At 42.7% G+C, this 24,551-nt stretch carries 18 protein-coding genes and 1 pseudogene; 9 read left to right on the forward strand and 10 right to left on the reverse strand.

The features are described from left to right. The first annotated feature begins 180 nt into the window (after positions 1-180). Positions 181-759 carry a hypothetical protein gene (locus L3V35_RS03205; protein WP_054545784.1) on the forward strand — a complete coding sequence of 193 codons (579 nt, stop codon included), beginning with the start codon at positions 181-183 and terminating at the stop codon, positions 757-759. A 118-nt stretch (positions 760-877) separates the two neighbouring features. Here the strand turns inward: L3V35_RS03205 and L3V35_RS03210 are convergent, their stop codons facing one another. Beyond that, a complete protein-coding gene (locus L3V35_RS03210; RefSeq protein WP_054545785.1) occupies positions 878-1,252 on the reverse strand; it encodes a cystatin domain-containing protein in 375 nt (124 codons plus the stop codon). 263 nt (positions 1,253-1,515) lie between these two features. Continuing rightward, a pseudogene (locus tag L3V35_RS03215) lies at positions 1,516-3,962 on the reverse strand (collagenase). Between the two features lie 443 nt (positions 3,963-4,405). Here L3V35_RS03215 and L3V35_RS03220 point away from each other — a divergent pair. Together L3V35_RS03220 and L3V35_RS03225 are read left to right on the forward strand one after the other, a co-directional pair. Then, positions 4,406-5,641, forward strand: a complete 1,236-nt coding sequence (locus L3V35_RS03220) for an acyl-homoserine-lactone synthase (protein ID WP_237298361.1) — start codon at positions 4,406-4,408, stop codon at positions 5,639-5,641. Beyond that, positions 5,634-8,237 (forward strand): hybrid sensor histidine kinase/response regulator, encoded by a 2,604-nt coding sequence (locus L3V35_RS03225; RefSeq protein ID WP_054545788.1) that lies wholly within the window; start codon positions 5,634-5,636, stop codon positions 8,235-8,237. The genes L3V35_RS03220 and L3V35_RS03225 overlap by 8 nt, the downstream gene beginning before the upstream one ends. Before the next feature lie 458 nt (positions 8,238-8,695). On the opposite strand, the gene L3V35_RS03230 is transcribed toward L3V35_RS03225, so the two are convergent. The 3 genes from L3V35_RS03230 to L3V35_RS03240 form a co-directional block, all read right to left on the reverse strand. Beyond that, positions 8,696-9,058, reverse strand: a complete 363-nt coding sequence (locus tag L3V35_RS03230) for a hypothetical protein (RefSeq protein ID WP_054545789.1) — start codon at positions 9,056-9,058, stop codon at positions 8,696-8,698. Between the two features lie 219 nt (positions 9,059-9,277). Continuing rightward, entirely contained in the window at positions 9,278-11,236 is a 1,959-nt protein-coding gene (locus L3V35_RS03235) for a DUF1566 domain-containing protein (protein ID WP_054545790.1), read from the reverse strand. Between the two features lie 552 nt (positions 11,237-11,788). Continuing rightward, positions 11,789-12,712 (reverse strand): LysR family transcriptional regulator, encoded by a 924-nt coding sequence (locus tag L3V35_RS03240; protein WP_054545791.1) that lies wholly within the window; start codon positions 12,710-12,712, stop codon positions 11,789-11,791. A gap of 201 nt (positions 12,713-12,913) precedes the next feature. Between L3V35_RS03240 and L3V35_RS03245 the strand changes: the two genes are divergently transcribed. Next, positions 12,914-13,135, forward strand: a complete 222-nt coding sequence (locus tag L3V35_RS03245; protein ID WP_237298362.1) for a hypothetical protein — start codon at positions 12,914-12,916, stop codon at positions 13,133-13,135. A gap of 144 nt (positions 13,136-13,279) precedes the next feature. Here the strand turns inward: L3V35_RS03245 and L3V35_RS25520 are convergent, their stop codons facing one another. After that, the gene (locus tag L3V35_RS25520) at positions 13,280-13,570 is read right to left on the reverse strand and encodes a hypothetical protein (RefSeq protein ID WP_346730170.1); all 291 of its coding nucleotides are present in this window, start codon (positions 13,568-13,570) and stop codon (positions 13,280-13,282) included. Between the two features lie 888 nt (positions 13,571-14,458). Between L3V35_RS25520 and L3V35_RS03255 the strand changes: the two genes are divergently transcribed. Continuing rightward, positions 14,459-15,379: a LysR family transcriptional regulator gene (locus L3V35_RS03255; protein WP_054545793.1), complete on the forward strand. Its 921-nt coding sequence runs from the start codon at positions 14,459-14,461 to the stop codon at positions 15,377-15,379. A 43-nt stretch (positions 15,380-15,422) separates the two neighbouring features. Here the strand turns inward: L3V35_RS03255 and L3V35_RS03260 are convergent, their stop codons facing one another. Next, complete coding sequence (locus L3V35_RS03260; RefSeq protein WP_017074721.1) at positions 15,423-16,349, reverse strand: LysR family transcriptional regulator; 927 nt, start codon at positions 16,347-16,349, stop codon at positions 15,423-15,425. 130 nt (positions 16,350-16,479) lie between these two features. Between L3V35_RS03260 and L3V35_RS03265 the strand changes: the two genes are divergently transcribed. Together L3V35_RS03265 and L3V35_RS03270 are read left to right on the forward strand one after the other, a co-directional pair. Beyond that, complete coding sequence (locus tag L3V35_RS03265) at positions 16,480-17,268, forward strand: hypothetical protein (RefSeq protein ID WP_054545795.1); 789 nt, start codon at positions 16,480-16,482, stop codon at positions 17,266-17,268. Between the two features lie 143 nt (positions 17,269-17,411). Continuing rightward, a complete protein-coding gene (locus L3V35_RS03270; RefSeq protein ID WP_065206755.1) occupies positions 17,412-18,923 on the forward strand; it encodes a DUF1214 domain-containing protein in 1,512 nt (503 codons plus the stop codon). 172 nt (positions 18,924-19,095) lie between these two features. On the opposite strand, the gene L3V35_RS03275 is transcribed toward L3V35_RS03270, so the two are convergent. Next, positions 19,096-19,734 carry an RpiB/LacA/LacB family sugar-phosphate isomerase gene (locus tag L3V35_RS03275; RefSeq protein ID WP_017074718.1) on the reverse strand — a complete coding sequence of 213 codons (639 nt, stop codon included), beginning with the start codon at positions 19,732-19,734 and terminating at the stop codon, positions 19,096-19,098. Between the two features lie 65 nt (positions 19,735-19,799). Continuing rightward, positions 19,800-20,558 (reverse strand): 2-dehydro-3-deoxy-D-gluconate 5-dehydrogenase KduD, encoded by a 759-nt coding sequence (kduD, locus tag L3V35_RS03280; protein ID WP_065206754.1) that lies wholly within the window; start codon positions 20,556-20,558, stop codon positions 19,800-19,802. A 315-nt stretch (positions 20,559-20,873) separates the two neighbouring features. Between kduD and L3V35_RS03285 the strand changes: the two genes are divergently transcribed. Both L3V35_RS03285 and L3V35_RS03290 read left to right on the forward strand, forming a co-directional pair. Further along, complete coding sequence (locus L3V35_RS03285; RefSeq protein WP_146456246.1) at positions 20,874-22,205, forward strand: MFS transporter; 1,332 nt, start codon at positions 20,874-20,876, stop codon at positions 22,203-22,205. A gap of 143 nt (positions 22,206-22,348) precedes the next feature. Next, positions 22,349-23,230 carry a DMT family transporter gene (locus tag L3V35_RS03290; protein ID WP_237298363.1) on the forward strand — a complete coding sequence of 294 codons (882 nt, stop codon included), beginning with the start codon at positions 22,349-22,351 and terminating at the stop codon, positions 23,228-23,230. On the opposite strand, the gene L3V35_RS03295 is transcribed toward L3V35_RS03290, so the two are convergent. Then, positions 23,217-24,407, reverse strand: coding sequence for a GGDEF domain-containing protein (locus L3V35_RS03295; RefSeq protein ID WP_237298365.1), 1,191 nt, complete (start codon positions 24,405-24,407; stop codon positions 23,217-23,219). The two genes, L3V35_RS03290 and L3V35_RS03295, sit on opposite strands and share 14 nt — an antisense overlap. Between the last annotated feature and the right edge of the window lie 144 nt (positions 24,408-24,551).

Genomic DNA, 24,551 nt, shown 5'->3' on the forward strand with positions numbered 1-24,551 from the left:
TCTTACTTAGGTAAGATCCGGGGGAAGGCTTTGAGATAAAGCTACTACTGCCAGCTTTATCTCAAAGCCTCAGATTTGTGTTCCACACCACGGTTAACCGAACAACTTCTGTTTAAGCTAACTGTGTACATATTTGCTCAGATTCCTATTCGTTGATATTCCTTTTGATTGAGAGTGCCTATGACTTCAATACCGACACACCTACAAGATGCAAAAACACTGTTATCAGAAAATGGTTTCGCAACGGGTGATACTTGGTATCACGGCACATCTTCAGCTTTACTTGCGTCTATTCAAGGTCAAGGGCTAAAGCGCTCTGGAGACAAAGCGCTCAACGAAGCGGCTTCAAAAACCATGGCGACCATTGGCAACAACTACACAGAATCCGTTGAACCCGTCTTCTTAACTCAGAGTAAAGAACTGGCGTATTACTGGGCTCAGCAAACCATTCGCGAGCGCAGCACTCGTTTTGAGGGTGAAGAGCAACCTATCGTGTTAGCCGTCAATCTATCTGACAAACAACAAGCAAAAGTCAGACCGGATGTAGGCGCAATGAGCCTGTTGATGATGAGTGTTGGCGAGCAATTCATGTCTCACCTCACCGAGATCTATCAAGAGAACAACATTGCAGGCCCCGACATCGAGCTTCGCACAGCCGATCGTATGGACTATCTGAATAAACTTGGGATGGCCTACATTGATGAAGACATCAGCCGAGCTTGTGTTCAAGAGTTATTGGAACCTGAACTGACCAGCTAATACCGTTCAATCAACCGACCTTAATTAGAATTAAAAATGGCTCCCAATACGGAGCCATTTCTACTTTCTGTATACAAACATAAGTTACCTAAAAATATAGGTATTGAAAATGTCTATACTATAGACACAGAAGGCCTTGCTGCGCAGCTTGCATCATTTCGATATCACCTTGTAGCGAACGATAAACGACCGTATTCCACACCTCACCATTATCCATTTCAAACTCGATAGCATAGTTCAAACCAGCGACGACCTGAGTTCGAACACTCAAGATTTGTTTGAGCTCGGCAGCGGTATTCATTTGACCAAGAACCGCGTTTAAAGCTTGCTCAGCTTGAGGTGTGATATCACTTTTCGACCAACCGCCAGTAAGGTTCTGAGTGCTACAGATTGGATTCGCCTTCTCTTGTGATTGAGTCATCACTTCGCCCTTCTGACTGCATCCAGCTAAAACTACGACACCTACCAAAGTAACCAATAATGCTTTTCTCATAAATCCTCACTAAATAATTCATTCAGCCATTAACGAGCGTTCACTCTCAATGGTGTTTCATATGCCTTCAAGATTAAACCTCAAATGTCATCACTTCATCAGGAATCATGGTGTCGCTAATCCCTAAACACAGAACAGTGTCAGAAAAAACAAAGCCGGACATTCATGCCCAGCTTTTATCCACCGGATATTGTGACCCTTTATAGGAGTAACGTTTTAGATGGTGCTATTTGTTAATGCCATTTTATCTAGTGCTATGTTTGTTAATGAAAGTACACCAACATCTCGACATCATCCCCTTGTTGTTCTGCACTCAGTAAGAAGTGTAAATAGCCTTCTTCTGTTACAGGGATTTGCAGATACTCATTACTGCCTGCGTAGTTAGACGCATACTCGTGCTGCCCTGCGGTTGGCCAATATGTACTGCTAGCAAACAGATCGACATTACCAGTATCTGGTTGAGCGGTGTTTTTGTCCGTTAACCACACTCGCACCTCTTGCACACCTTCTGGAACATACACCGCAGCATAGCGACGTTGATGAACAGTCAGGATTTGAGCTTTACCAGATTCAAAGATCACTGGTGTTAAATCATCTTGTTCTTGGATTGGTGGTGTTGGCGTTTTTGTCTCTACGGATGCCAACAGCGTCACATCACTAAAATCGGTGCGACCCGTGATGCTCATGTAGTAACGACCCGGTTTGATATAACCCGATGAACCAGGTTCGAACGCCACAACTTCATTGCTGCCGTTGCCGTATTGGCTAAACTCGAAGTCGTAATAATGCGCCTCTTTACCGTAACTCATATAGAGGTCAGCATCACCTTGGATTTGGCCCAGAGCATTACCTTCAATCGAAACCTCAAAATGCGTGGTGTTCTCTGGTACATCAATGTAGAAAAGCTGTTCGCTATAAGCCGTGCCGGTTAACAGCACATCTTGGTTTGAGACAAGCACAGTGACTTGATCTGTCGGCTCGGTGGGATCAGTTGGCTCTCCTGGGTTAGGATCCGGGTTTGGTATTTCAGGCTCGGTTGAAACTGATTCTAACCAACGTTCAAACTCACCATTGTATTGCTGACCCAACACTTTTACCTGTTGCGCCCATTCGGAAAACTGACCAGTACGAGACAGTGCCAACAAGCTCTGCACTTCTTGAGGATGTTCTTCCAACATAAATCGTACCGCTAAGTAACTCCAACGGTAAATACGATTACTATCGTGAGAGTAAGTGGTCGCGAACACATCCGACAGACTCATTTTTCCACTAGCAATCAAATTAATCGCGGCATCGTAGCCTTGCTGGTAATGCATGAACTCGGCAAAACCTTCTAGCCACCACACCACATAACCATGAGCCAAATTGTCACTAAAGGAACCATACTGGTTAAAGCGCGCATCGAGATAGTGAGTATACTCATGCTCTAAATTGAGAATAGAAAGGTCATCGCCATTGGCGTAACGGTAAGCCACGAAACGTGCCACGTTACCCACTTCGCTTCCCAAACCTTACCGCCGTTATCTGTGGTGTTTCCAAACAAGAATGCAGAGTAATCGGTGTAACTGCCTTTACTGCCAAATACCGCCACTTCAACGCGGTTGTTGTTATCGTTGGCGACAGGTTGTTGGCCCGTATTCGCCACTTGATGAAACTGTGCTTCTTTCGTTGCCAACACATCACACGCTTCAATGGCTTGTGACGCACTCAAGTCTTGAGATCGAATAATGGCAGGCCCTTGGCATTCATGACGATTAGGAAGAACACGCATGGCTAGATCACGTTTGGCTTGCTCAAGATCCAATCCGTTTAAGCCTTCAGGAGCGTAATACCCCATCATCTCAACCGCTGCTAACCAAAGTTTGTCGTGCTCACTGCCAAGCGGGTTTTGTGCCATCACTTGCTGCATAACTCGCAACGCTTTGTCTTTAGTTTCTTTGTTTGGGCTTGCAAGTAAGCGACCTGTTTCACGGACTGCGTTATAAACAAGAAAGCCGGCATCAGTATCCAGTGCCCATGAGTTATCACGAGCGAACGCTGCAAGTGTATCGATATGCTGAGTATGACTCGCCATATAATCGTAAAAATCATCTCTAGCCGCGTGACCAGCCATTGCTCGAAACAGATTGTTTAGCCCGTCGACCCATTGTGAGTCTTGCGCAGTCTCTCGGTTAAAGTGGCGAAGTGCCGCAAGTTGTGCATCCATTGTGAGTGGCAGTTGCTTTACGTTATCAACCATTAGCGTCAGGCTTTTCATTGCTCCAACTTGTTCACGACCTTGGTCTAGCGCAGTAGGATTAGCTAAGAAGGCAATGGTTGACTGAGCAAACCGCTGGCTCAACGCTTCACTGAAGTCTTGTGCTTGCGCGTTATAGCGAACGTAATAAGCGGCGCGAACAAACTCGCCAAGGTTTTCGAGTTTACGAGCTTGTTCTTCTTCGCCTCGATAACCGGCAATTTCTAGGTTCAGCGTGGCTTGAATGCGGCTTAAGCTCGCTTCACTGTAAATATTGTTTAATGCATTTTCAGATGCAGAGAACCAAGAACCATAGCAACTGTAGTCCGCCGTAGAGACAGAAAGAGCGAGATCAGAGGCCAACTGAAGATCAGAAACATCACATTGATTTTCGGCAAAAGAGAAACTGGAAACACTGGCAAGCACACAAGCGATCGCCAAACGATGACGTGGGAATAAACGGGTATGAGACATACAACACTCATTAGTTAATTATATATTTTGGGTCGCCGTTATATTCCTTACGATTAACAAGGTGAATTCAGTTGCTTATGATTTATGAGGTTGGTTCAAAAAATAGATATTTTGCGTTATTTTATAAATTTAAAGGTTTATGCTCGACAAGAACTCATAAGCTCAAAACACTATCGAACAACACAAGCTACTGATAATAAAGTAGTTTATTTGATCATTAATTGATTTAGATATGACAAGGCTATGTTGTTAAGGATGACCGCAAGTAGTAAACTTGCGACCGATTATGCAACTTATCTCTCAAGTCATAGGCTCAAGTAACGTTACGGCAGACTCGCTCCAAGTAACATGACTCAAAAAAACACTAAAAAATTTGTGTCCTGTAGACAGTGCAAATCGAATAAAAATAATTATATAAACCTAGGCTAGGTTCGGTTAATCAAATGAAAATAACGTCGTCTTTAGGCTCACTGTTGGCTAGCAGTCTGTCTATCGAAAAAAAACAGCGAGCGCTGATAGAGCTCGTTATCAGTACTTATCAGCGACAAGAGCGCACTGCTCTTTTCCAAAGCGTGACTGAATATCGTAGAAGCCAATTAGAATTGCTTTTCCCTGAGCATCAAAACAAAAGCTATTCGGTATTGTTTGAGGTGATGGACTACCGCGATCTGATTCTGCGCTATCCAACTACACTATCTACAGAGGTTGCTCTTCTAGAGCAGGCCGCAGGGCAGTGCTATATGCATTGGCTAGATTTCTGGTGTGAGTGCGAAATTGCTGCGATCAAAGCAAAATCGCCATTGAACACCAAGTCCCCTTCTCCTGTCGATCTGCCCATTAAAGATAGTGCCTACTACGGTGCAATCGTTGAACACATCGAAGATGCTCAACTTGTAGTGCAAACACCCTGTCACCCACAAGGAATGTCAATCAGCGATGCCATTGCTTTAAGCAATCTTGAGGTGTTCATCAAGGGTGAAAAATGGTTTGAGATGCTGCCTTTATTACACCTTTCCCAGGCAGGTAAGCATTTTATTCTACTCAAACATCCAGTTGATGAAGCCTTTCCGACACTGGTTTCCTCTGCGCTGATTCAAGATTGGTCTAAGAATGAAACTTGGTTAAGTTACGCGCCACCGTTCAGCAATGAACAGTGGCAATACTGTTTACCCGATCATGGTTACGATGATTTGACTGAGTTACAGATATTCACACCGTCTACACTGTCAAAATGCCATTCTCTCCTAGAATTTGATAACAAGTTTCAGTTACAATTGTCTGACAAAAGTGCCGTATGTGAAGTGCTCCGCCTGACAGTAAGCGGTAATACTCAACAAAGACTCTATTTCCTCTATCTCGCCCAAAAAGAACTAATGAGTGTATTGCACCAAGTAGGGTACAAAATCGGCTTCACCATTATCGAGCAGCCTTTCATGCTCCAGTTTTATCAAGCTACCGATCCCAAAGCGTATTTCCATTCCGGATATTGCGAGTTAAATGATGACGGTACAACCATTTATCGTGGATTGTGGAATTTCGAAGTGATGGTCAAAGTATTTAATAACACCGATTTTCGTCGCTACAAACGCGCAGTGCGTGAGAGTAGAAAGCTAGGCTCAGCAGAAAAAGTAAACTCGATAGAAAAACTAAGTTCGGTAAAAAGAGATGAACATGTTTGATTTCGGCCTAGAGGCGGTCATCTATGCCAAAGCAATAACGCTTCTTATGACGGCAGCAATCGTAGTAATGTGGTTACTCTACTATTGCTATCGTCTGAAGCAAAAAAATGAAGCCATCGCGGGCACGCACCATGTGCCTTACATTGCTTACTCGGTTTGCATTGTTGCGTGGATCAGCAGCAACGCGTATTTCCATACCGACTTATTACCGGAGCTTGGCGCTTCGGCCGCAGTGTTGGCGGCAAAATTTGCCAATCTCGCCTCTTTCTTTGCGTTTGCATTTGCCTACTACTTCTCGTGTCAGCTCGCAGCCGAGCAACGCAATGGTAAAGTACACATATGGCAACAGGCTATTTTTGTCGGATCATCAGTCTATGCCCTCTTTATTAATTTAAGTCCGGGGTTAACCGTTGAACACGTCGACATTGTCGGCCCAAGCCAATTCGTTATTGAGTTTGGTCCTCATACGCCATATTTCTTTATCGGGCTGGTGAGCTTTGTTGTCCTGACCTTAACCAACCTTGTGGCCATGCGAGCTAATAGCAGCAAACTCATACTCGCCAAAACCAGTTACATGATTGCGGGCATCTTAGTTTTCATGCTTTCTACCGCAACCATTCACCTTGGCATGACATACTTCATGCATGATTTCTCACTAACCTGGTTACCACCAGCATTGTCTATTAGTGAGATGCTGTTCGTTGGTTATGCCCTGCTGACCTCTCGCTTCTACAGTGTTAAATACCTAGCTTATATGAGCCTTAACGCGCTATTGGTGTGTGCAATTTTAGTGATACCTTTCGGCGCAATATTCATCCCATTGACCGACAACAACCAATGGCTAATCGCAATACCTATCTGTGCGCTTATCGGCATCACTTGGCATGTACTCTACAAACGCGTGAGCCATTACGCCTCTTTATTGGTTTACAGAAACAAGAAAACGCCTGTACAGCAAATCCTTGCTTTAGAAGAAGACTTCAAACTATCTATTGATGACGCGATGCGTCGCTTGGGTAACCTACTGCAAATTCCAGAAGACAAATTGCGCCTCGTTAACAGCAACTACAACGAGACCTTCTACGAAGACTACCTTTCAACAAATAAGTCCGTTTTGTTATTCGATGAACTTTCTGAAGAGTTAGATTACGCAGAGCCCACGAAAAGCTCGATCAAGGCGCTTTATGACAAGATGAGCTCAAATAACACAGCCTTAGTTATGCCTTTGTTTGGTCAAGGGCAGTCTGTCTCGCACTTATTGATATCATCACACAAGAGCAACGACCAAATGTTTTCTAATGAAGAGATCTTGGCACTGCAAACCCTGTTAACTCGTGTGCAAAGTACCATCGAAGCTGATAGACGCATTCGTCAAAGCCGAGCACTAGCGAACTCAATTGCTCATGAGATGCGTAACCCGCTCGCTCAAGTACAATTGCATTTTGAAGTACTAAAGCAGCACATTGATAACCAAGCACCAGCAAAACAGATACTGCTTGATATTGAGAACGGCCAAGCTGCCATTCAACGTGGGCGACAATTGATTGACATCATCTTGCGTGAGGTCAGTGACAGCTCACCGGAGCATGGGCCGGTTGCGATGACCTCTATTCACAAAGCTGTGGATCAAGCAGTAAGCCAATACGGTTTTGAAAACGAGAAGATTATTGAACGAATTCGTTTACCACAACATGCTGATTTTGTCGCAAAACTCAATGAGACCTTATTCAATTTTGTCATTTTCAACCTGATACGTAATGCGATCTATTACTTTGATTCTTATCCAGAGAGCCAAATTGAGATCAGCACTAAAACCGGCTCTTACGAGAACATTCTCACATTCCGTGATACCGGTCCGGGCATTGACGAAACCATTGCTCATAAGATTTTCGATGACTTTTTCTCGTATCAAAAAAGTGGTGGTAGCGGCTTAGGATTAGGTTATTGCCAACGCGTAATGCGCTCATTTGGCGGTCGAGTTGAGTGCCACTCTAAACTGGATGAATTTACTGAATTCCACCTGTATTTCCCAGTGGTACCTAATGCGCCCAAAGCAGACGCGCTTCGTACGCCTGATTTCAATGATTGGAAGCAAAGCCAATCAACGAGTGAAGATAAAACCAAAGCGGATATACAGGCAGGTTTACAAACGAGTCAACATGCTCCAAGTAGCGTTCAAGAACAATTAGACTATCTCGCACCCACCGTGCTCATCGTCGACGACAAAGAGGTACAACGCACGCTTGTTCAGATGTACCTGAGCCGACTTGGCGTAAATAGCTTGCAAGCCAAAAACGGGGAAAATGCTGTCGATCTGTTCAGATCACACAAAGTTGATTTGATCTTAATGGACGTACAAATGCCGATAATGAATGGTTTTGATGCAAGCCAGATCATCAAGGCGCGTTCACCTCAAACACCCATCATTGCTTTGTCTGGAGAGTCGGGACAACACGAGTTAGATATGATCAGCAAACTGATGGATGGTCGCCTAGAGAAGCCAACCTCTTTGAAAGCACTGCAACATGTACTCGATAACTGGCTGAAGAAAGACATGAGAGCGAACGTTTCTAAAGAAACACAAAGTGAAGACTAGATGCAATAAAGTTGCTGATCCTATGAGAACAACGACTCGATAAGTAAACCAGCAATTGGACAACCCAGTGATTAATCAAAAACTCCCGCAAGAGCCTTTCTTGAGGGGATTTTAAAATTCAAAGGGCTCGATATCAATAATGACTAAAGCTCTTTAATCTCGATTTGGCGCAATGCTTCCATGTACTCTAGAGTGTCGTTTACATCGATTGGTTCGTATAAGCGCAGTACTCACCCAACCTTCAGAAACTTCAAAGTCATATTCAGCACCAGTATCACAGTTGAACGTGACCTAGACGGTACCATCACCGTTGTCACGCATGGACTCGCCAGACGCATAGAGTTGCTCAGAATCAATCCAACCATCCGATCCATAAGTGGTTAGAGAGTAGTAACCACCTAAAAAAGCCAACTGTCTTTAATCGTTTTGATACCACAACTGAGACGATTTGGTTCGCTTTAGATAGCTTCTTCAAACTCAGTAACTATTTTGTATTTAGAGCCTACGAACGTAAAAGTACTACCAACGGCTATATTTTTCTCTACAGAAGCGACTTTTATGCCATCAATCATAAGAGTACTGGATAAATAATAATCCTTGTTATCACCTTTTATTTCAGAGAGTTTTGTTTCTACTTCCACCACCTTATTTTCTAAATTTATTATAAAATTAACCTCACCTTTTAATAACGTTATTTGGGGTGATACAAGCAATTCATCACCCTCAAAAATCTGGTAAGACACTGTATACGTAGGACTACTAAGTGCCAAGGCTAAACCGGAAATCAATAATGAAACTATCAGAGCTATCATATTTCTCATTGTTTTATATCCTTAACTAATTAAACGTTTAATAGAAAACTAAAGAAGTAGGAATGTTGTTATCCCCCAATAGAAACGTACCCACCCCCTAGGGTAGGTACGTACATTAATTCAATATTAACGATTCCACCCCTCTTTATGTAAAAACAAATAGCTTAAGATAACAACGAAGTGGTGTTAACTGAAGACTGTGCAATAAGGGGCTATAGGAACTATAAGTTAATTGCTGATGCAGGACACATATGAAGTAAAGAAGTCTTCGTCCGTACGCTTAAAACTGGTATCTCCAGTTACTAAGCTAACCGTCACTTTACTAGTAGTATTCTGAAAGGCAGTTGTAGACCAATACTGATAAAAACTTGTAGCCCAACCAATAAGAGTCATATCCTCATTTACTATCTGTAGTGACTTCAAAGCACTTTCAGTAGGTAAGCTCCAACTCTTGCCATTAAAACCCATTGAAGACAAAGTGTCGCACCATGCATTAGCTTCTCCCCAATTGACTAAAGCGAATAGCTTACCATTGGTTTCATACTCGCTTTCAGTACTAAAGCCCAATGATTGGGTAACTAATACATTTGGGTTGGATACAAAATCATTCCCAAGCTCATCTTGGTTCACGTGCAAACATAAACCATATTGATCAGAGTTTTCACATGCCAAAAGATCGACTTTATTAATAGTTACAATATCTTGAATGTTACTATCGTACTTATATGTCGCGATAACGTCTGCGGTTTCTTCGCCATCGGTTTTTACGGTAACTAACCCATTTTCATCAATTGCCCATCCAGAACCAGTAGTATGCCAATCAACTAATGAACTTACGTCACTACCATCTGACTTCGCGATCAGTGCCAGTTGCCCGTCTTGAATTATTTCAAATTCATCACTACCATTTTTAATCGCAATTTCTATATTATCGACAGGCAAGCCAACCATTAAGTTTTCTTTACCTTGCGGCGGGTTCCTAGGATCAAGTAAAGTTAATTCAGCAGTAATATCTGCACTTTGACCAGAAGATGTTGATGTCACGCTCCCTTTATTATCAACACTTAATAGGTAGTTACTGGTTTTCCATTCTGCAATCTCACGTACATGTAAAACCTCGCTCAAGTTACCTTTTGTTACTGTCAACAATGCTTCACAGTCAGTAGAACCATAAAATGGATTGTCATTGCATTCTACTACGAGATGATCAGAAAAGTTACTTTTACCTAAAGTAGTCAGTGTTATATTTTCTTCTAATATGTCATCGATATGGCTATTAGAGTATGTTCCAGATACTTGGCAGTCATTCAGTTCAATACCAACTTCTTTAGTAACAAGGTAGCCATTATCAATGACACAGTTACCCTCAGCTGACCAAACTACATCATTTGACACATCGACTTTAAATACATCGCCTGAACGTTCAATAATTAATTTGGCTTCAAGTTCCTCAGGAAGATTTTGTAAAAGAACTCGTTGTGAATTGTCTTCTGGGTTACTAAAACCAACATCTAACTCTAAATTAACCTTCTCTATATCATCGAATGCAATGACTTCAACACTAAATTCACTTTCTTCATACATTGTATTTTCATCAAAAACGGCAGAAAGTGTGGCTGTTCCTTGAGCTACTGGTGTTGCAACTCCATTACGAATAGTCACTACATCAGTGTTGTTCGAATACCATTGAGAAGTTTTAGTTACATCCAGTTTTTTATTAGGTAAAGTTGGTTCATTAAACAGGAAATTTGCGCTATACGTGCCTGGGACACCAACTAACATAATTGAACTCCCAGAAACATCAAACGCATTATGGTTTAAAGCTTGCACTTCAACTCTATGACTAGCATTCTGGTCAGAGTAATTCGCACTCACGTGCATATTATCCTGTCTATCATATGCCCAAAAAACGTTTAGGTGTTGTTCATCTATACGCAAGCCATTACTATGATCCCAGTCTACCGATTCTAATTCCTGAATAGAACCATCATCATAGGTACCCATGGCTTTGAACTCTGTTGGGTAACCTAGTGGAGCAATTGCTGTTCTTCTGTCCCCCGACATCAACTCGGTGACAGGAAACAATTCGAGCTCTATTAACGCCTTGTCTTGTCTACTATCAGATGACTCTTTGCAGCCTGATAACATAGCTAGAGCTACTAAACTCCAACAAATTTTCTTATTCATCTAAAAACCTTACATAAAGCGCTTTAACGCTTTCCTAAAAAATATTATTCAACCTCACACCAACCATATAATTTGTCTATGTTCAGGCTTAATTAATAAAGTCTGATAACAAAGAATAAGATAATAGCTCGTATAAAAGACAGAACTCTATTTGATGAAGAGATAATAGAACATTTTAACTAAGGTTATAGAACAAAGTTAATTCACAATTAATTAACCAACAATTAAGCCCTGCTTAACGAAAAACACACATACTCTAGAATTATTTAATCTAGTGGATACATTAAAATAATATAAACTTTATTACTTACTTTGGGTGGGTTTTTACTAAATATAATCTTTGCTTATTAATCAACACGCGGTATATTATTAATGAATAATTCTTTCATTAATTTCTTAAAACCTTACATTCATGCCGCACATTGCTTGCCCGACTTGATTTTATTTTATTTTTATATATTAATGCCTGTAAATCATCTTAGAATGAAACCAAGTAATAACTTTGGCAATAGTCTTATCGATCAAGCTACATACTTCCACCCTAAACAAATATCATTCGTGATCTTTTTCAAACATCGCAACCTCAATCAAATCGAGTAACCACTTATATTTTGCTGAATGCTGATTTCTTTTGTGGATATAAGCAAACACCTCAATATCATCAATCCCACCTAAACCTTCAACTGTAATAGCACGAATATCATGACGATGCTGTTCAATTACAGGGACCATACAGGGTGCGAGTACGTTACTTTGCTTAACTGTGTCTATAAGTCCAACAACAGACGTTGTCCTAAGGCTCATTTTTAAGGAGGTTCCCCGCAGAAGCGCTTCTTCTTCGATGCGCGACTTTTTACTCTTATCAAAGTACGCCAAATCAATGTGAGCGAAAGGGTAACAGACTAGTTCTTCCACTTTCGCTTTAGTGCCTTTAAACGGATGATCCACTCTTGCAGCAAGCACAAATTTCAGGTTACCCAAAGGCACTGCGATGATTTCAGAGGGGAGCTCATTAGTACCAAAATGAACCACAAAATCGACTGTGCCGTGCTGAAGTTTTTCCAATGAATGCTGAGAGATAGTGTGAGTCACTAGCGTTGCTTTTGGGCTCTCATTAGATACCTGTTGGTAGAGCGCCGGAGTCAACCAAGACAAGATGTGTGGGTTGGCTTCAATGTGAAACGTATCTTCTAACCCAGCAGGGTTAAATCGTTTGCCTTCTGCAATCGCAGTGAATAGCCCATCAAGTAAAGGGGAAATACGTTGATAAAGTTGGTCTGAATAAGGAGTTGGTAGGAATTGCTTGTTGGATAAAACAAACAACTCTTCTCCCAGGGACTCTTTCAACTTCTTGATACTTTGACTTACCGCCGACGTTGAAACAAACAACTTCTCACTCGCTTTACGTAAGCTTTGCTCTTGATAAACCACCACAAACACTTTCAATAGGTTTAAATCAACATTACTTAATTTCATACCAGCCCATAAAGAATCGCTTAACAAATAATTAAGTTTATGTGAACTTTATTAACAATGTCTAGTTTGTATGGTGGTTTCAGTATCCAAACGAAGACGGTGATCACCGCATCGAATTTAACTATCAGTTTTAACTGAGCGTTTTTAGCTAACAGCTTCAATTTCAAAGAACAGTTTCAAACTACGCATAGAAACAAGCCTATGCCGAAGTTAAGCCAGATCATCAAAGCGCGCTCACCTCAAACGCCAATCATTGCACTGTCTGGGGAATCCGGGCAACACGAACTGGACATGATCAGCAGGTTAATGGATGGTCGCCTAGAGAAGCCAACCTCTTTGAATGCACTGCAACATGTACTCGATAACTGGTTGAAGAAAGACATGAGATCGAACGTTTCTAAAGAAACACAAAGTGAAGACTAGATGCAATAAAGCCGCTGATCCTATGAGAACAACGACTCGATAAGTAAACCAGCAATTGGACAACCCAGTGATTAATCAAAAATCCCCGCAAGAGCCTTTCTTGAGGGGATTTTAAAATTCAAAGGGCTCGGTATCAATAATTGACTAAAGCTCTTTCATCTCGATTTGGCGCAATGCTTCCATGTACTCTAGAGTCTCGTTTACATCGATTGGTTCGTATAAGCGCAGTACTCCCGCCCAACCTTCAGAAACTTCAAAGTCATATTCAGCACCAGTATCACAATTGAACGTGACCGAAACGGTACCATCACCGTTGTCACGCATGGACTCGCCAGACGCATAGAATTGCTCAGAATCAATCCAACCGTTTGCGCCATAAGTGGTCAAAGAGTAATAACCGCCACGACCTTCAAAGTCTAGGTTCGGTGTTGGAATCGTCCACTCTTGGCAGGTAGTTTTACCTTGGCCGGGAACACGCTCCAAATATTGCGCTGTATCTGCCGGTAGCCCTGCATAGCCAAACGCCGTCACATATTTAAAATGGTGATCTTCCACGTCATCTAACGTGGCGCCAAACCCTTTCAAGCCCTCAATCGGTGCGCCATGTTTCATCACGTTGTTGATGAGTTTTAAACGGTAATCTTCAACGTCGCTTGGGTTGTAACCTTTGCCTTGATAAGGCGTGGCTGAGTTCGCTTTTATAGAGAGTAGACTCTGGCGGCGCTTAGTATCTTCAATGGATTCTGCAATGCGTGTTCTCGCTAATACATGGACATGAGTACCGTTCGTCAGATCATCAGCGGTTAGAGTTAGCGTTTCGCCACGGCGAACCACTTTATGCAGAAGATGATTTTCGTCCATGATATGAATGATCTGGAAATAATCGTTATCTTCTTTTGGTACATGGAACGTTGCACCTTCTGATACGTCAACCACCATCGTCGAGTAAACGACATCACGATTTGAGCGAATCACCGTTTGTGCGTCTTTGGATACTGGGTCTGCGTGCAGCCAATGGTTTACGCCCACTTTGTTTTGTAATCCAAGGAAGTTCCAATCAGACTCGGCTTCAGGGTAGTTATCCCAGTTAACACCACCAACGGCAGCATGGTCATAGGTAGATGAACGATTGTTGTCCTCTGCCGTTACACCAAATGCGGTTAATGCTAGTAGCGTCGCTAACGTCGTTTTATTCATGATGGTTTCTCGTGTTTGTTTCGATGAGCTCAGTATGTAGATGCGCCGTGATATACTCCAATTGATTATATGAAAACAAGATATACACTTTAGGTATATCTAATCATCTTTGTTCTGGATCCCACAATGATAATAAGTAACCGCTTTAAGCGCTTGGACCTCAACTTACTTAAAGTATTGAAGGTGTTGATCGAGGTGAAAAACACTCGAAAGGCGTCAGAACTCCTGTTTACGAGCCAACCCTCAATCAGTCGTTCATTACAAAAGCTACGCGACTACTTTGACGATGAGTTGTTTATACGCTCACAACATGGTTTAGAGCCGACCGCTAAATTACTTGAAATTAAACAAACCTTGATGCCAGTGTTACTACAATTAGAACAAGTGCTTGAACCAGAATCTGAGTTTGATGTCGCTCAATTTGATGGCACCGTGAACATTGCTATCAATGGATTCATTGCCAATAGCATCTCGGCGAAGCTGATTAATATTCTGTTAGCACAAGCCCCGAAGGTGAAAGTGAACATCGTCGATTGGGGAGTAAATACATCGGACTTGATGACCTCTGGTGAAATCGACTTAGGAATCAATTACTACCCATTAGAATTATCTAAGCAGGTATACCAAAAACGAATAGCGAGTGATGACTTTGTCTTGATCTGCCGATCTGGGCATCCGCTTGCTGACTCATTATTACCACAAGATCAGGAAGAGCCGCTTCAATTAGCAAGCTTAGTCGTGAGTGATTGGAACGAGAATATTGCACTTGCCCCTAACGTGCTAGCGGACGTTGGAATCAATACTGAAGTGAAAATACGATCGACCTATCTACACAGTTTATTGTCAATCGTAAAACAGAGTGATGTGTTGTTCCCTTGCTCTAAATTACTAGCGAACTCACTATCTGATGAGTTTTCATTTGTGAAATTCCCTCACATACCCAATATGCCGAACAGTGATATTGGCATGACCATTGGACGTAAGCACCGTAACCAATCCAAAATACGCTGGCTTGAATCGTGTATTGAAGAAGTGTTCACAAGATAACGGTGTGCTTGTTATCACCGACAAAAACAAACCAGACTAGCGATTACGAGTGATTAGCATCCACCATCGAAGTTTCGATCAAATCCAGTAGCCATTTGTATTTTGAGGAATGTTGGTTTTTCTTGTGAAGATAGGCGAATACCTCCATTTCCTCAGCCCCCTCCTCTAATCCTTCAATCACGATTGAGCGCAATACTCCCTTATGTTGTTCAATCACTGGAGGCATACAAGGGGCAATAATGTTGGAGTGCTTGATCGTTTCGATGAGTCCAACAATTGACGTGGTTCGAAGCGCCATATTGATCGACTTGCCTTGGCTTAAAACTTCTTCTTCCAATCGCGAGTGCTTGTTTTGGTCGAAGTAAGCGAGGTCAACATGAGCGAATGGGAAGGACAACAAATCATCAATTGTAGCGATAGACGCCTTGAAAGGGTGATCAGCTCTCACGGCCAATACAAACTTTAAGGTCACGAGAGGCACGGCAATGATCTCGGCAGGCAAACTCTCCGCTTCAAAATGAATAACAAAATCAACTTCGTCACTTCGAAGTCTTTCTAACGAGTTTTGGGAACTAGTATGGCTTATCAGCCTAGAAAGCGGGCTTTCCATTGAGAGTTGATGGAAGAGAGCTGGTGTTAACCAAGGCAAAATATGAGGGTTCGCCTCTATCTTAAAATCTTCGTTTAGATCGGCAGGAGCAAACTGCTTGCCCTCCTCTATCGCCGTGACTAATCCGTCCAGTAGTGGAAAAACACGTCGATACAAATCATCGGAATAAGGCGTCGGTAGAAACTGCTTATAAGACAAAACAAACAGCTCTTCACCTAACGATTCCTTGAGCTTTTTTATGCTTTGGCTTACCGCGGGTGTCGAAACAAACAGTTTTTCGCCGGCTTTGCGCAAGCTCTTTTCCTGATACACCACCACAAAAACTTTCAGTAAGTTCAAATCGACATTGTTCAGTTTCATAACACAACCATAAAGCACAGATTAACGAGTGGTTAAGTTTATATGAATTAACTTAACGATGTCCACTTTGTATAGTTATCCCACATTCACGAATTACACGGACGTAGTGAGATAAATTTATGAGGCAACTATGTTATTACACCGTTCAATCCTTTCTCTTACTTCTTTCCTTTTCGCTGGTTTAGCTATCGCGGAAGAAACCGAAATTCAAGATATGTCCGACCCTCTGGCGGTGTATACACAAGGTGGCTTTGGTTACACAGATAAAGGCCTAAACCTAAAAATAGGCCAAACCTACGATACTGGTAGCGACACAACCATGGGCATGAATGTGTTCGAAATAAAAGGCATCGCCGGTGAAGCCGTTGGTTGGAACAACCGAGGCGCAGACGACAGTATTGATTCGATTCGTTTTAGGAATTTCGGTGTGGATTTAACCAATGGCCGAGGTACACAAGTCGATATGTCTTGGGATTTCGATAGTAATCAAGGTAGTGCATCTTACAGCTTTATTCAGGCGCTACCACAGATGGGCATGTTTAACTTCTATCCGCTTGCTGGTCTCGGTATCGCTGCGGGTGAAGAGTTGGTTGAAGGAACTGGAGGCGACCTCGATGCCGCGCAGCTCAGCGATCGCTACAACATGCACGGTACTTTCTACGTAGCGGGTATGTACGCCAAGATGCAACTTACCGACAAAATTTGGCTGAACTATAACCCTATGTATTTAGGCACAATGTCTGGTTCTTCAACGTTCAAAGATCATGGCTTTGAAGGCAGTGATTCTGTACTCGCGCATGAGTTTGCAGCAAGTTACCAAATTAACCCAAGAGCCAACGTTCGTTATTTCGCAAACTGGACAGAAAACACCAGTATCGAAGACGGTGATCACCGTATCGAATTTAACTATCAGTTTTAAGCAGTAATTTTCTGTGCGGATAAGCTCTTGCAGTCTTAACCCATGATTTCTGTTTGACGAGCTATTTCAGTTTAACGAGCAATTTTAGTTTTAACGAGAAATTCCAGTTTTAACGAACAATTTTGAGTTTTTGAGGACACATTATGAATATGATATCTAAAGCCTTTGTCGGGAGTTTCACTTGCCCATTACGATCTGCTGCCATGCTCGTTTCTGTAACGGCTTTATTTTCAGCAGCGGCGATAGCCGGAAACGATGATGCAACAGAAACGATCCAGACGCGTGCAGGTGACTTTACTTTCGAAACAGACTTTCTTCACGGCATTCCAACACAAGCAAGCTCAGAGAAGCTATTTGAATTAATGGATTATCAACGCGCGTCACAAGCGTATATTTGGTCGGTACCTTTAGTCTCGAACTACGCGTGGAAAAAAGCGTATGCAGATATGGGGGCAGAAGATGGCCAAATCACCTACGTTGAGTCTCATGAATCCAAGCTGGGCGGATTAACTTACAATACCTCTACGCCTTATGCGATTACCTGGTTTAACGTAGAGAAAGAACCAGTAGTGATTGAGATCCCGACGGATGAGTTGCGTGGCGCAGTACACACCATGTGGCAAATTGGCATTTCTCAGATGACAGAACCGGGTGTTTATGTTGTAAAAGCGAAAGGTTCTGAAACGCCGAGCAACCTTCCAAAGGGTGCAAAGGTATTTGAGTCTGACACAAACAATGTTTTCTTCGGTGTTCGCTTAATGGCTAAGTCAGAACAACAACGTATGAAAGATTTAGAAGCGCTAAAAATCACAGACCTCAGTGGCAAACTACTTAGCAATAAAGGGGTGAACTTCCCTGAGCGTGGCGAAGATGCCAAACACCCGCGTGGCATGGCATTTTGGGAAACGCTAAATGAAGCAATCCAATCTGAGCCAGTAGCAGAGCGCGATCGTATGATGCACGACATGCTGCGCCCATTAGGCATTGAGAAAGGTAAAGCGTTTACGCCATCAGCTCAACAACGTGAGATTTTAGAGCAAGCTGTCGTCATGGGTGAAGCTATGGTTAAGAACATCGACTTCAACAAAACGGAACGCTTGCCACACGCAGCTTACGGTAATGAAGGAAATTCGTGGGAAATAGCAACCGCTTCGACTCCGAACCAAGATCGTGACTACGGTATGGATCTCGATGGACGTGCGGCTTGGTTTTATGAAGCGGTGACCAACGATATTGCGATGCACGGTTTTGAAAACGGCGGTTGGGGTCAGATCTATCTAGACAATTACCGTGACGATAATGGCAACGGACTTAATGGCAGCAATCACTACACTTTGACACTGGATGGGGATGTGAATTTTGCCGATTTGTTCTGGACAATTACCGTCTACAACGTCGAAAACCGTGCCATCATCGACAATCAGATTGAGCGTGCCGATGTCGGTTCAAACATAGAAGGAACGGTTAAAGATACTCAAGGTAATTACACGTTCCACTTCTCACCAACAAAGCCAAATGGTGTAAATGAAGCGAACTGGGTTCAAACCCGAGAAGATGAAAACTGGTTTGTTTACTTCCGCGCTTATTCACCAAGCAAAGGATTTGTAGAGCAACGACCAGAGACATTATTACCGAACTTTAAGCGTGTAAAATAACAGCAATGCTCGTGAAGTAACGAATAACTGTAGAGAGGAGCCTAAGTGCTCCTCTTTTTTATCTCTAACTAACTAACTAACTAACCAGGCTAAGAACACATCGTAGAATCGAAAGAAATCAAATAACAAACCTCAATACATCTCACCAAGTCCTCTAAAAACCTTCATAACATTAATCTAAAACCGAACGAACATAATCAGCAATGTCTTGGTTTTGGCAGTTATCAAAGAAACATTGCTGGAAACGCTCGCTGCCAACCGCTGTCTTCACTAACTCTTGATCGATCGCTCTTAGCGAGTCAATAAAGTTATCTTTCACTACCGCCGCTTTCACCTCATTTAAAAGCACAGCATTACGCTGCTGCGGCTCTGCTCGTTCTAGTGGGTAACCTTGGCCACGCTCGCCAGTGAAAGCTTTTTCAAAAATGTAGCGAACGTTGAGCTCACCTGCCCAGCCAAAGCCTTTTGCAAACGCAAGCGCAATAGCATTGCCGTTATTGATTTGATTAAACAAGAACGCATCTGATGGCTCTAAACAGTAGCCACAAACCACACCCGGATGCAGGTTCAGTGACATTAAAGCACCTTGACCAGTTCCACACCCAGTCACAATGAAATCAACAGCTTTTGAGTTGATAAGAATACTCGCCATGATGCCTAAGTGGATATACGTTAAATGATGATCGTTCTCGTCTGTCATACCTAAATTGAACACATCATGGCCAAGGCCACCAGCTACTGACTCTAGTTCAGCAGAAACCATTGCATTCTTACCTGCTTGGCTGTTTTCCATCATTAGTGCGATTTTCATTTACGTTCTCCTACTATATTGCTGCAAATTTAATAATTTCTAACCATCTAATAATACAAGAATAGTTAGCGTGCTAACCAACCACCATCGACAGCAATGGTGTAGCCGTTGATGTAATCCGATGCTGACGATGCTAAGAACACACATGGGCCAGCCACATCTTTCGGTGTACCCCAGCGTTCGGCAGGAATACGTTCAAGAATCGCTTGATTGCGGTCTGCATCTTCGCGCAATGCTTGAGTATTGTTCGTTTCCATATAACCAGGGGCAATCGCATTTACATTGATATTGTCGCGAGCCCATTCGTTCGCCATCGCTCGGGTAATACCCATCACTGCACTCTTAGATGCAGTGTAAGAAGGCACACGAATACCACCTTGGAACGAGAGCATCGATGCAATATTAATGATTTTACCGCCAGTACCTTGCGCCTTAAACTGCTTCGCAACAGACTGAGACATAAAGAAAACAGTCTTGGCATTGATGTTCATTACGTCATCCCAGTTTCGCTCTGAGAACTCAATGGCGTCTTCACGACGAATGATTCCAGCATTGTTCACAAGGATGTCGATCTGACCAAACTCAGTCAAAGCTTTCTCTATAATGCCTGGAATGCACTCTTGCTTTAGAAGGTCGGCACGTACATCTAGAAACGTGTGACCTGCGGCATTCATTGCCTCAATCGTCTCTTTAGGCTCAGTACGATTAACGCCAACAACCTTACAACCAGCTTCAGCTAAACCCATTGCAATACCTTGTCCAAGGCCAGTATTACAACCAGTCACTATCGCTACTTTTCCTTCTAAACTAAATGACTCTAACATCTGTTCGCTCGCTCAATTACGTTTGGAATGGTGACATATCATTACCACCACTCAATTAAATCATATAATACGATATTAAAACGAGACTGACGTTAAAGAACTTGGATCAAAACCCGTTGAACAAGTTGAAACGAATACAACAAAGTAAATGGACAGGGTGCGTGATTTGAAGAAGAGTAAACCGGTAACCGTTTAGGAATATTGAGCCCGTAAATTATCTAAAACAGATATTTCAGGTATTTGGCAACAATCCCATGATTTAAAAGGCTAAACGGTATATACATAATAATGTGTTATTAAAAGTACTGAATTATCATGACGCTCAAAGAAATCCTGAAAATCCCCAACGTCCGCTACTTCTTAATATTTAGAAGCAGTTACTTTGCGCGTTTTTATTACCCTGTATTCACTCTACTCTATTTAGATTACGGGCTAACCCTTTCTCAATTCGCGATGCTCAATGTAGTTTGGGCTGCCACCATTGTGCTTGCTGAGGTGCCATCGGGCGCATTCGCCGATACCTTAGGGCGTAAGAAACTTGTGGTGCTATCTTCGATTGTGATGTTTGTTGAAATAGCCATGATCGCCTTTGTGCCGACAGGAGATCCTAATCTGGTCTTCATCGTCTTCTTGATTAACCGAATATTAAGTGGCTTAGCAATGGCACTGGCTAGCGGAGCCGACGAGGCATTGGCTTACGACACCTTGAAAGAGCAAGGTAATGAAGAGTTATGGCCGCGAGTGTTACAAATCCAACTTCGTGTCGCCTCAACCGTCGGCATCTTTGTCACATTGATTGGTGCAGCGATGTACGACGTGAACTTTATGACGAACATCTTTCATTTCATCGGATTAGCCGAGCCAGAAAGCACCAAAGACCTGATGCGTATTCCGGTGTTCGCCACCCTATTTGTCGCGATGATCGCCATTTATGCGGCTATAAACATGCGAGAAGAGAAAAAGATCCTACCAAGCGGCCAAACCAAGTTGGCTACATCTATAGCTAGCCTTAAACTAACTGCCGATACTGGTAAGTGGGTACTCGCTACGCCTAATGTGTTTTTCATATTGCTCTACTACAGCCTGTTCGAACACACCTCGCGAATGTTCCTAACCATGAACAGCCAATACTACTTGGCCATTGATATTCCAATTATCTACTTTGGTTTTATTGGTGCGGGTATCAGCTTGCTTAAGATTATATTGGCAGGGCAAAGCCGTAGGTTGGCAGAAAGCATCGAGCCTAAAACCTTCATTGTGGTCATGGGTTTAGCGAGCATGGCGACCTACTATTGGATCAGCTTAGGTTGGTCGATCTATGGTGTGCTCCCTGCACTGGTACTTATCTTTATCATCATGACGATGAACATTTTCATTAGTTACCACCTAAACAAAAAGGCCGAATCGCACAACCGAGCCACTGTTCTTAGCTTTAAAGGCCTGATGTTTAATCTCGGATACGGTTTGATCGGTATTTTGTACGCTTACTACTACAAGTTGGTATCTCAGGGCTACACCGAACAAGAGATAGAGCAGAACCTCGCTTTCTTGGCTTCATTGTCTTCGTTCTTCTATTACTTCACGTTGTTGTTCGTTTCGATCAGCGCGTTGTTCTATTTCAAAAACAAGAAAGAGCCTATCTTTTGAAGAAAACGTCGACCTTTTCAAGAACGCTCTGATACCAAATAGAGCGGAAAGGTGAGCCTCTGGTTATAAATAGACCATGTCGCTTCTTATCATGATATTTTTTGTTAATATAATCATAATTTTATATAACACACGGAAGCGTCATGTCATTTAGTTGGATAGCCTTTACTCTTCTCGCAGCCTTCAGCCAATCTTGGCGCAATGCCTTTCAAAGCAAGTTAAGTGGCACCATGAGTGTGGCAGGTGTGACGCTGGCGCGTTTTATCTGGGCAGGCCCAATCGCCTTAATTTATCTGTGCGCCCTCTATCAATGGAAGCCAGTATCCACACCTGATTTTTCGGGTGAGTTTGTTTTCTACATTATTGCAGCAGCCATTATGCAGATCCTTGCAACAGGGTTAATGGTGATGCTATTTAAACTCGAAAACTATGCGATAGGGGCAGGCTTAGCCAAGTGTGAAGCCCCCGTATCTGCTGTGTTATCCGTATTGTTTTTTGGTACTGCTTTGACACTAACAGGTTGGGTCGGCGTGCTTATTGGTACGTTAGGCGTGCTAATCATGAGTAGTTCTTCTGGCTGGCGAAGCCTCTCTCCCAAGGTTTTTCTTTTAGGCATGGCTTGCAGCACCGCCTTTGCTTTAACGTCTCTTTGGGTACGTGAGGCCAGCTTGAGCATCGGCCTACCCTTCCCTCATAGCGCCGCATGGGTACTCTTCCTAGTCATTTCCCTTCAGACAGTGATTATCTGTACGTATCTCTTTTTCAAAGAGCGAGACACGCTGCGCCAAATATTTACCAAGTCGAAACTGGTGGTGATGACAAGCCTAGCGAGTGTTATCGGTTCTCTGGGTTGGTTTAGCGCGATGTCGCTTCAAGCCGTGCCGTACGTAAAGACACTCGGGCAAGTCGAAGTGATCTTCATGGTATTGATATCCTATTTCTGGTTAGGGCAAAGCATCGCGCGCAAAGACATTGTTGCGCTCATCTTGCTTTCTATCGCAGCGGTATTGGTTATGTGGCAGTGATGAGCTCGTTAATATGACTAGGACAAATTGAAGTCATATTGCGACCGTTTGTCTTCGCTTGATATAACGCTTTGTCGGCTCGGCTAATAAACCCATTCCAACTCTCATGCGGGTGAAGCTGAGCAACACCAAAACTCGATGTCAGAAACATCTCATGTTCTTGTACTGCTGATACCTCTGAAATAGATAATCGCAGCTTGCAGGCAATAGCCTGTGCTTGGAGAAAATTAAAATTGGGCAATAAAATCATTATCTCGTCTCCGCCAAAACGAAACGCACTGGCTTTGGGCGATGTTTTTATCGCACTTTGAACCATTTCAGCAAAAGACTTGATGACGAGATCACCCACAATGTGCCCGTGTTGATCATTGATCGACTTAAAATTATCAATATCCATCATAATGGCACTGACAGGCGTAGTACCCGCCTGCTTCATGATGACTGGTACCATTTCATCTAATGCTCTGCGGTTTCCCAGTACCGTTAGGGGATCACTGTAGGACAGCTCGTGAATAGAACTAAGCAACCTTGCATTAATCAGCCAAAGCATTGTAAAGCTCATCGACACGATAAGAACGATGCTCACTAAAAAGGCAAGTTGATGAATGAGAGTGGCCGCCATGAAATCCTGCAGCTCAGCTGAGAATAACGTCACCATTACTCGGAAAACCATAAACCCGCCATATATCGTAAATGACATGGCCATCATCCGAATACCTAGGGTCAAGTCATCACGCCGGCCCTTTAATACCACAAAGGCAGTGCAAAAAGTCACAAAAGCCAGATATAAACTAATGAGGATAATTCGAGCCTTGATGGAAGGCTCATAGTACGTGAAGTAAATAAAACATGGCAAAAGAGCCAACATCATTAGACTACTGAGGTAAGTGCATTTGAGAGAATATTCTCGAAACAGACATAAGCTATACAAGGCGAGATGAAAACCAAGCGCAATGACCATATTGGCACCAATAACGGTGACCCAATCAGGGAATTCCCCTCTTAGGCTCAACATCAACGGCCCAGTTCCGATAACAAATATTGAAATGGAAAAGATTGAAAGCCCTTTAATCGGCTGTTGAGTGAATTGAAATAACAATAAGCCAATACAGTAAATGAAAGAGAACAAAATAATAATGAAATTAAGTGTTCTCATATCCAGCGAAAAACCATCCATGATTTTCTATCTTCCATACGCAAACAAATCACAACATGGTTAATAATCATACAAACCAAAGAAACATTCACTATATGAATCCTTGTATTTTATAAAATAAGGGATAGATCACATATGCAGAGATTTTTTCGCATGAGTCCATGA

Origin of the sequence: Vibrio sp. L5-1 (genome assembly GCF_021728315.1) — a bacterium.
Taxonomy (GTDB): Bacteria; Pseudomonadota; Gammaproteobacteria; order Enterobacterales; family Vibrionaceae; genus Vibrio; species Vibrio splendidus_K.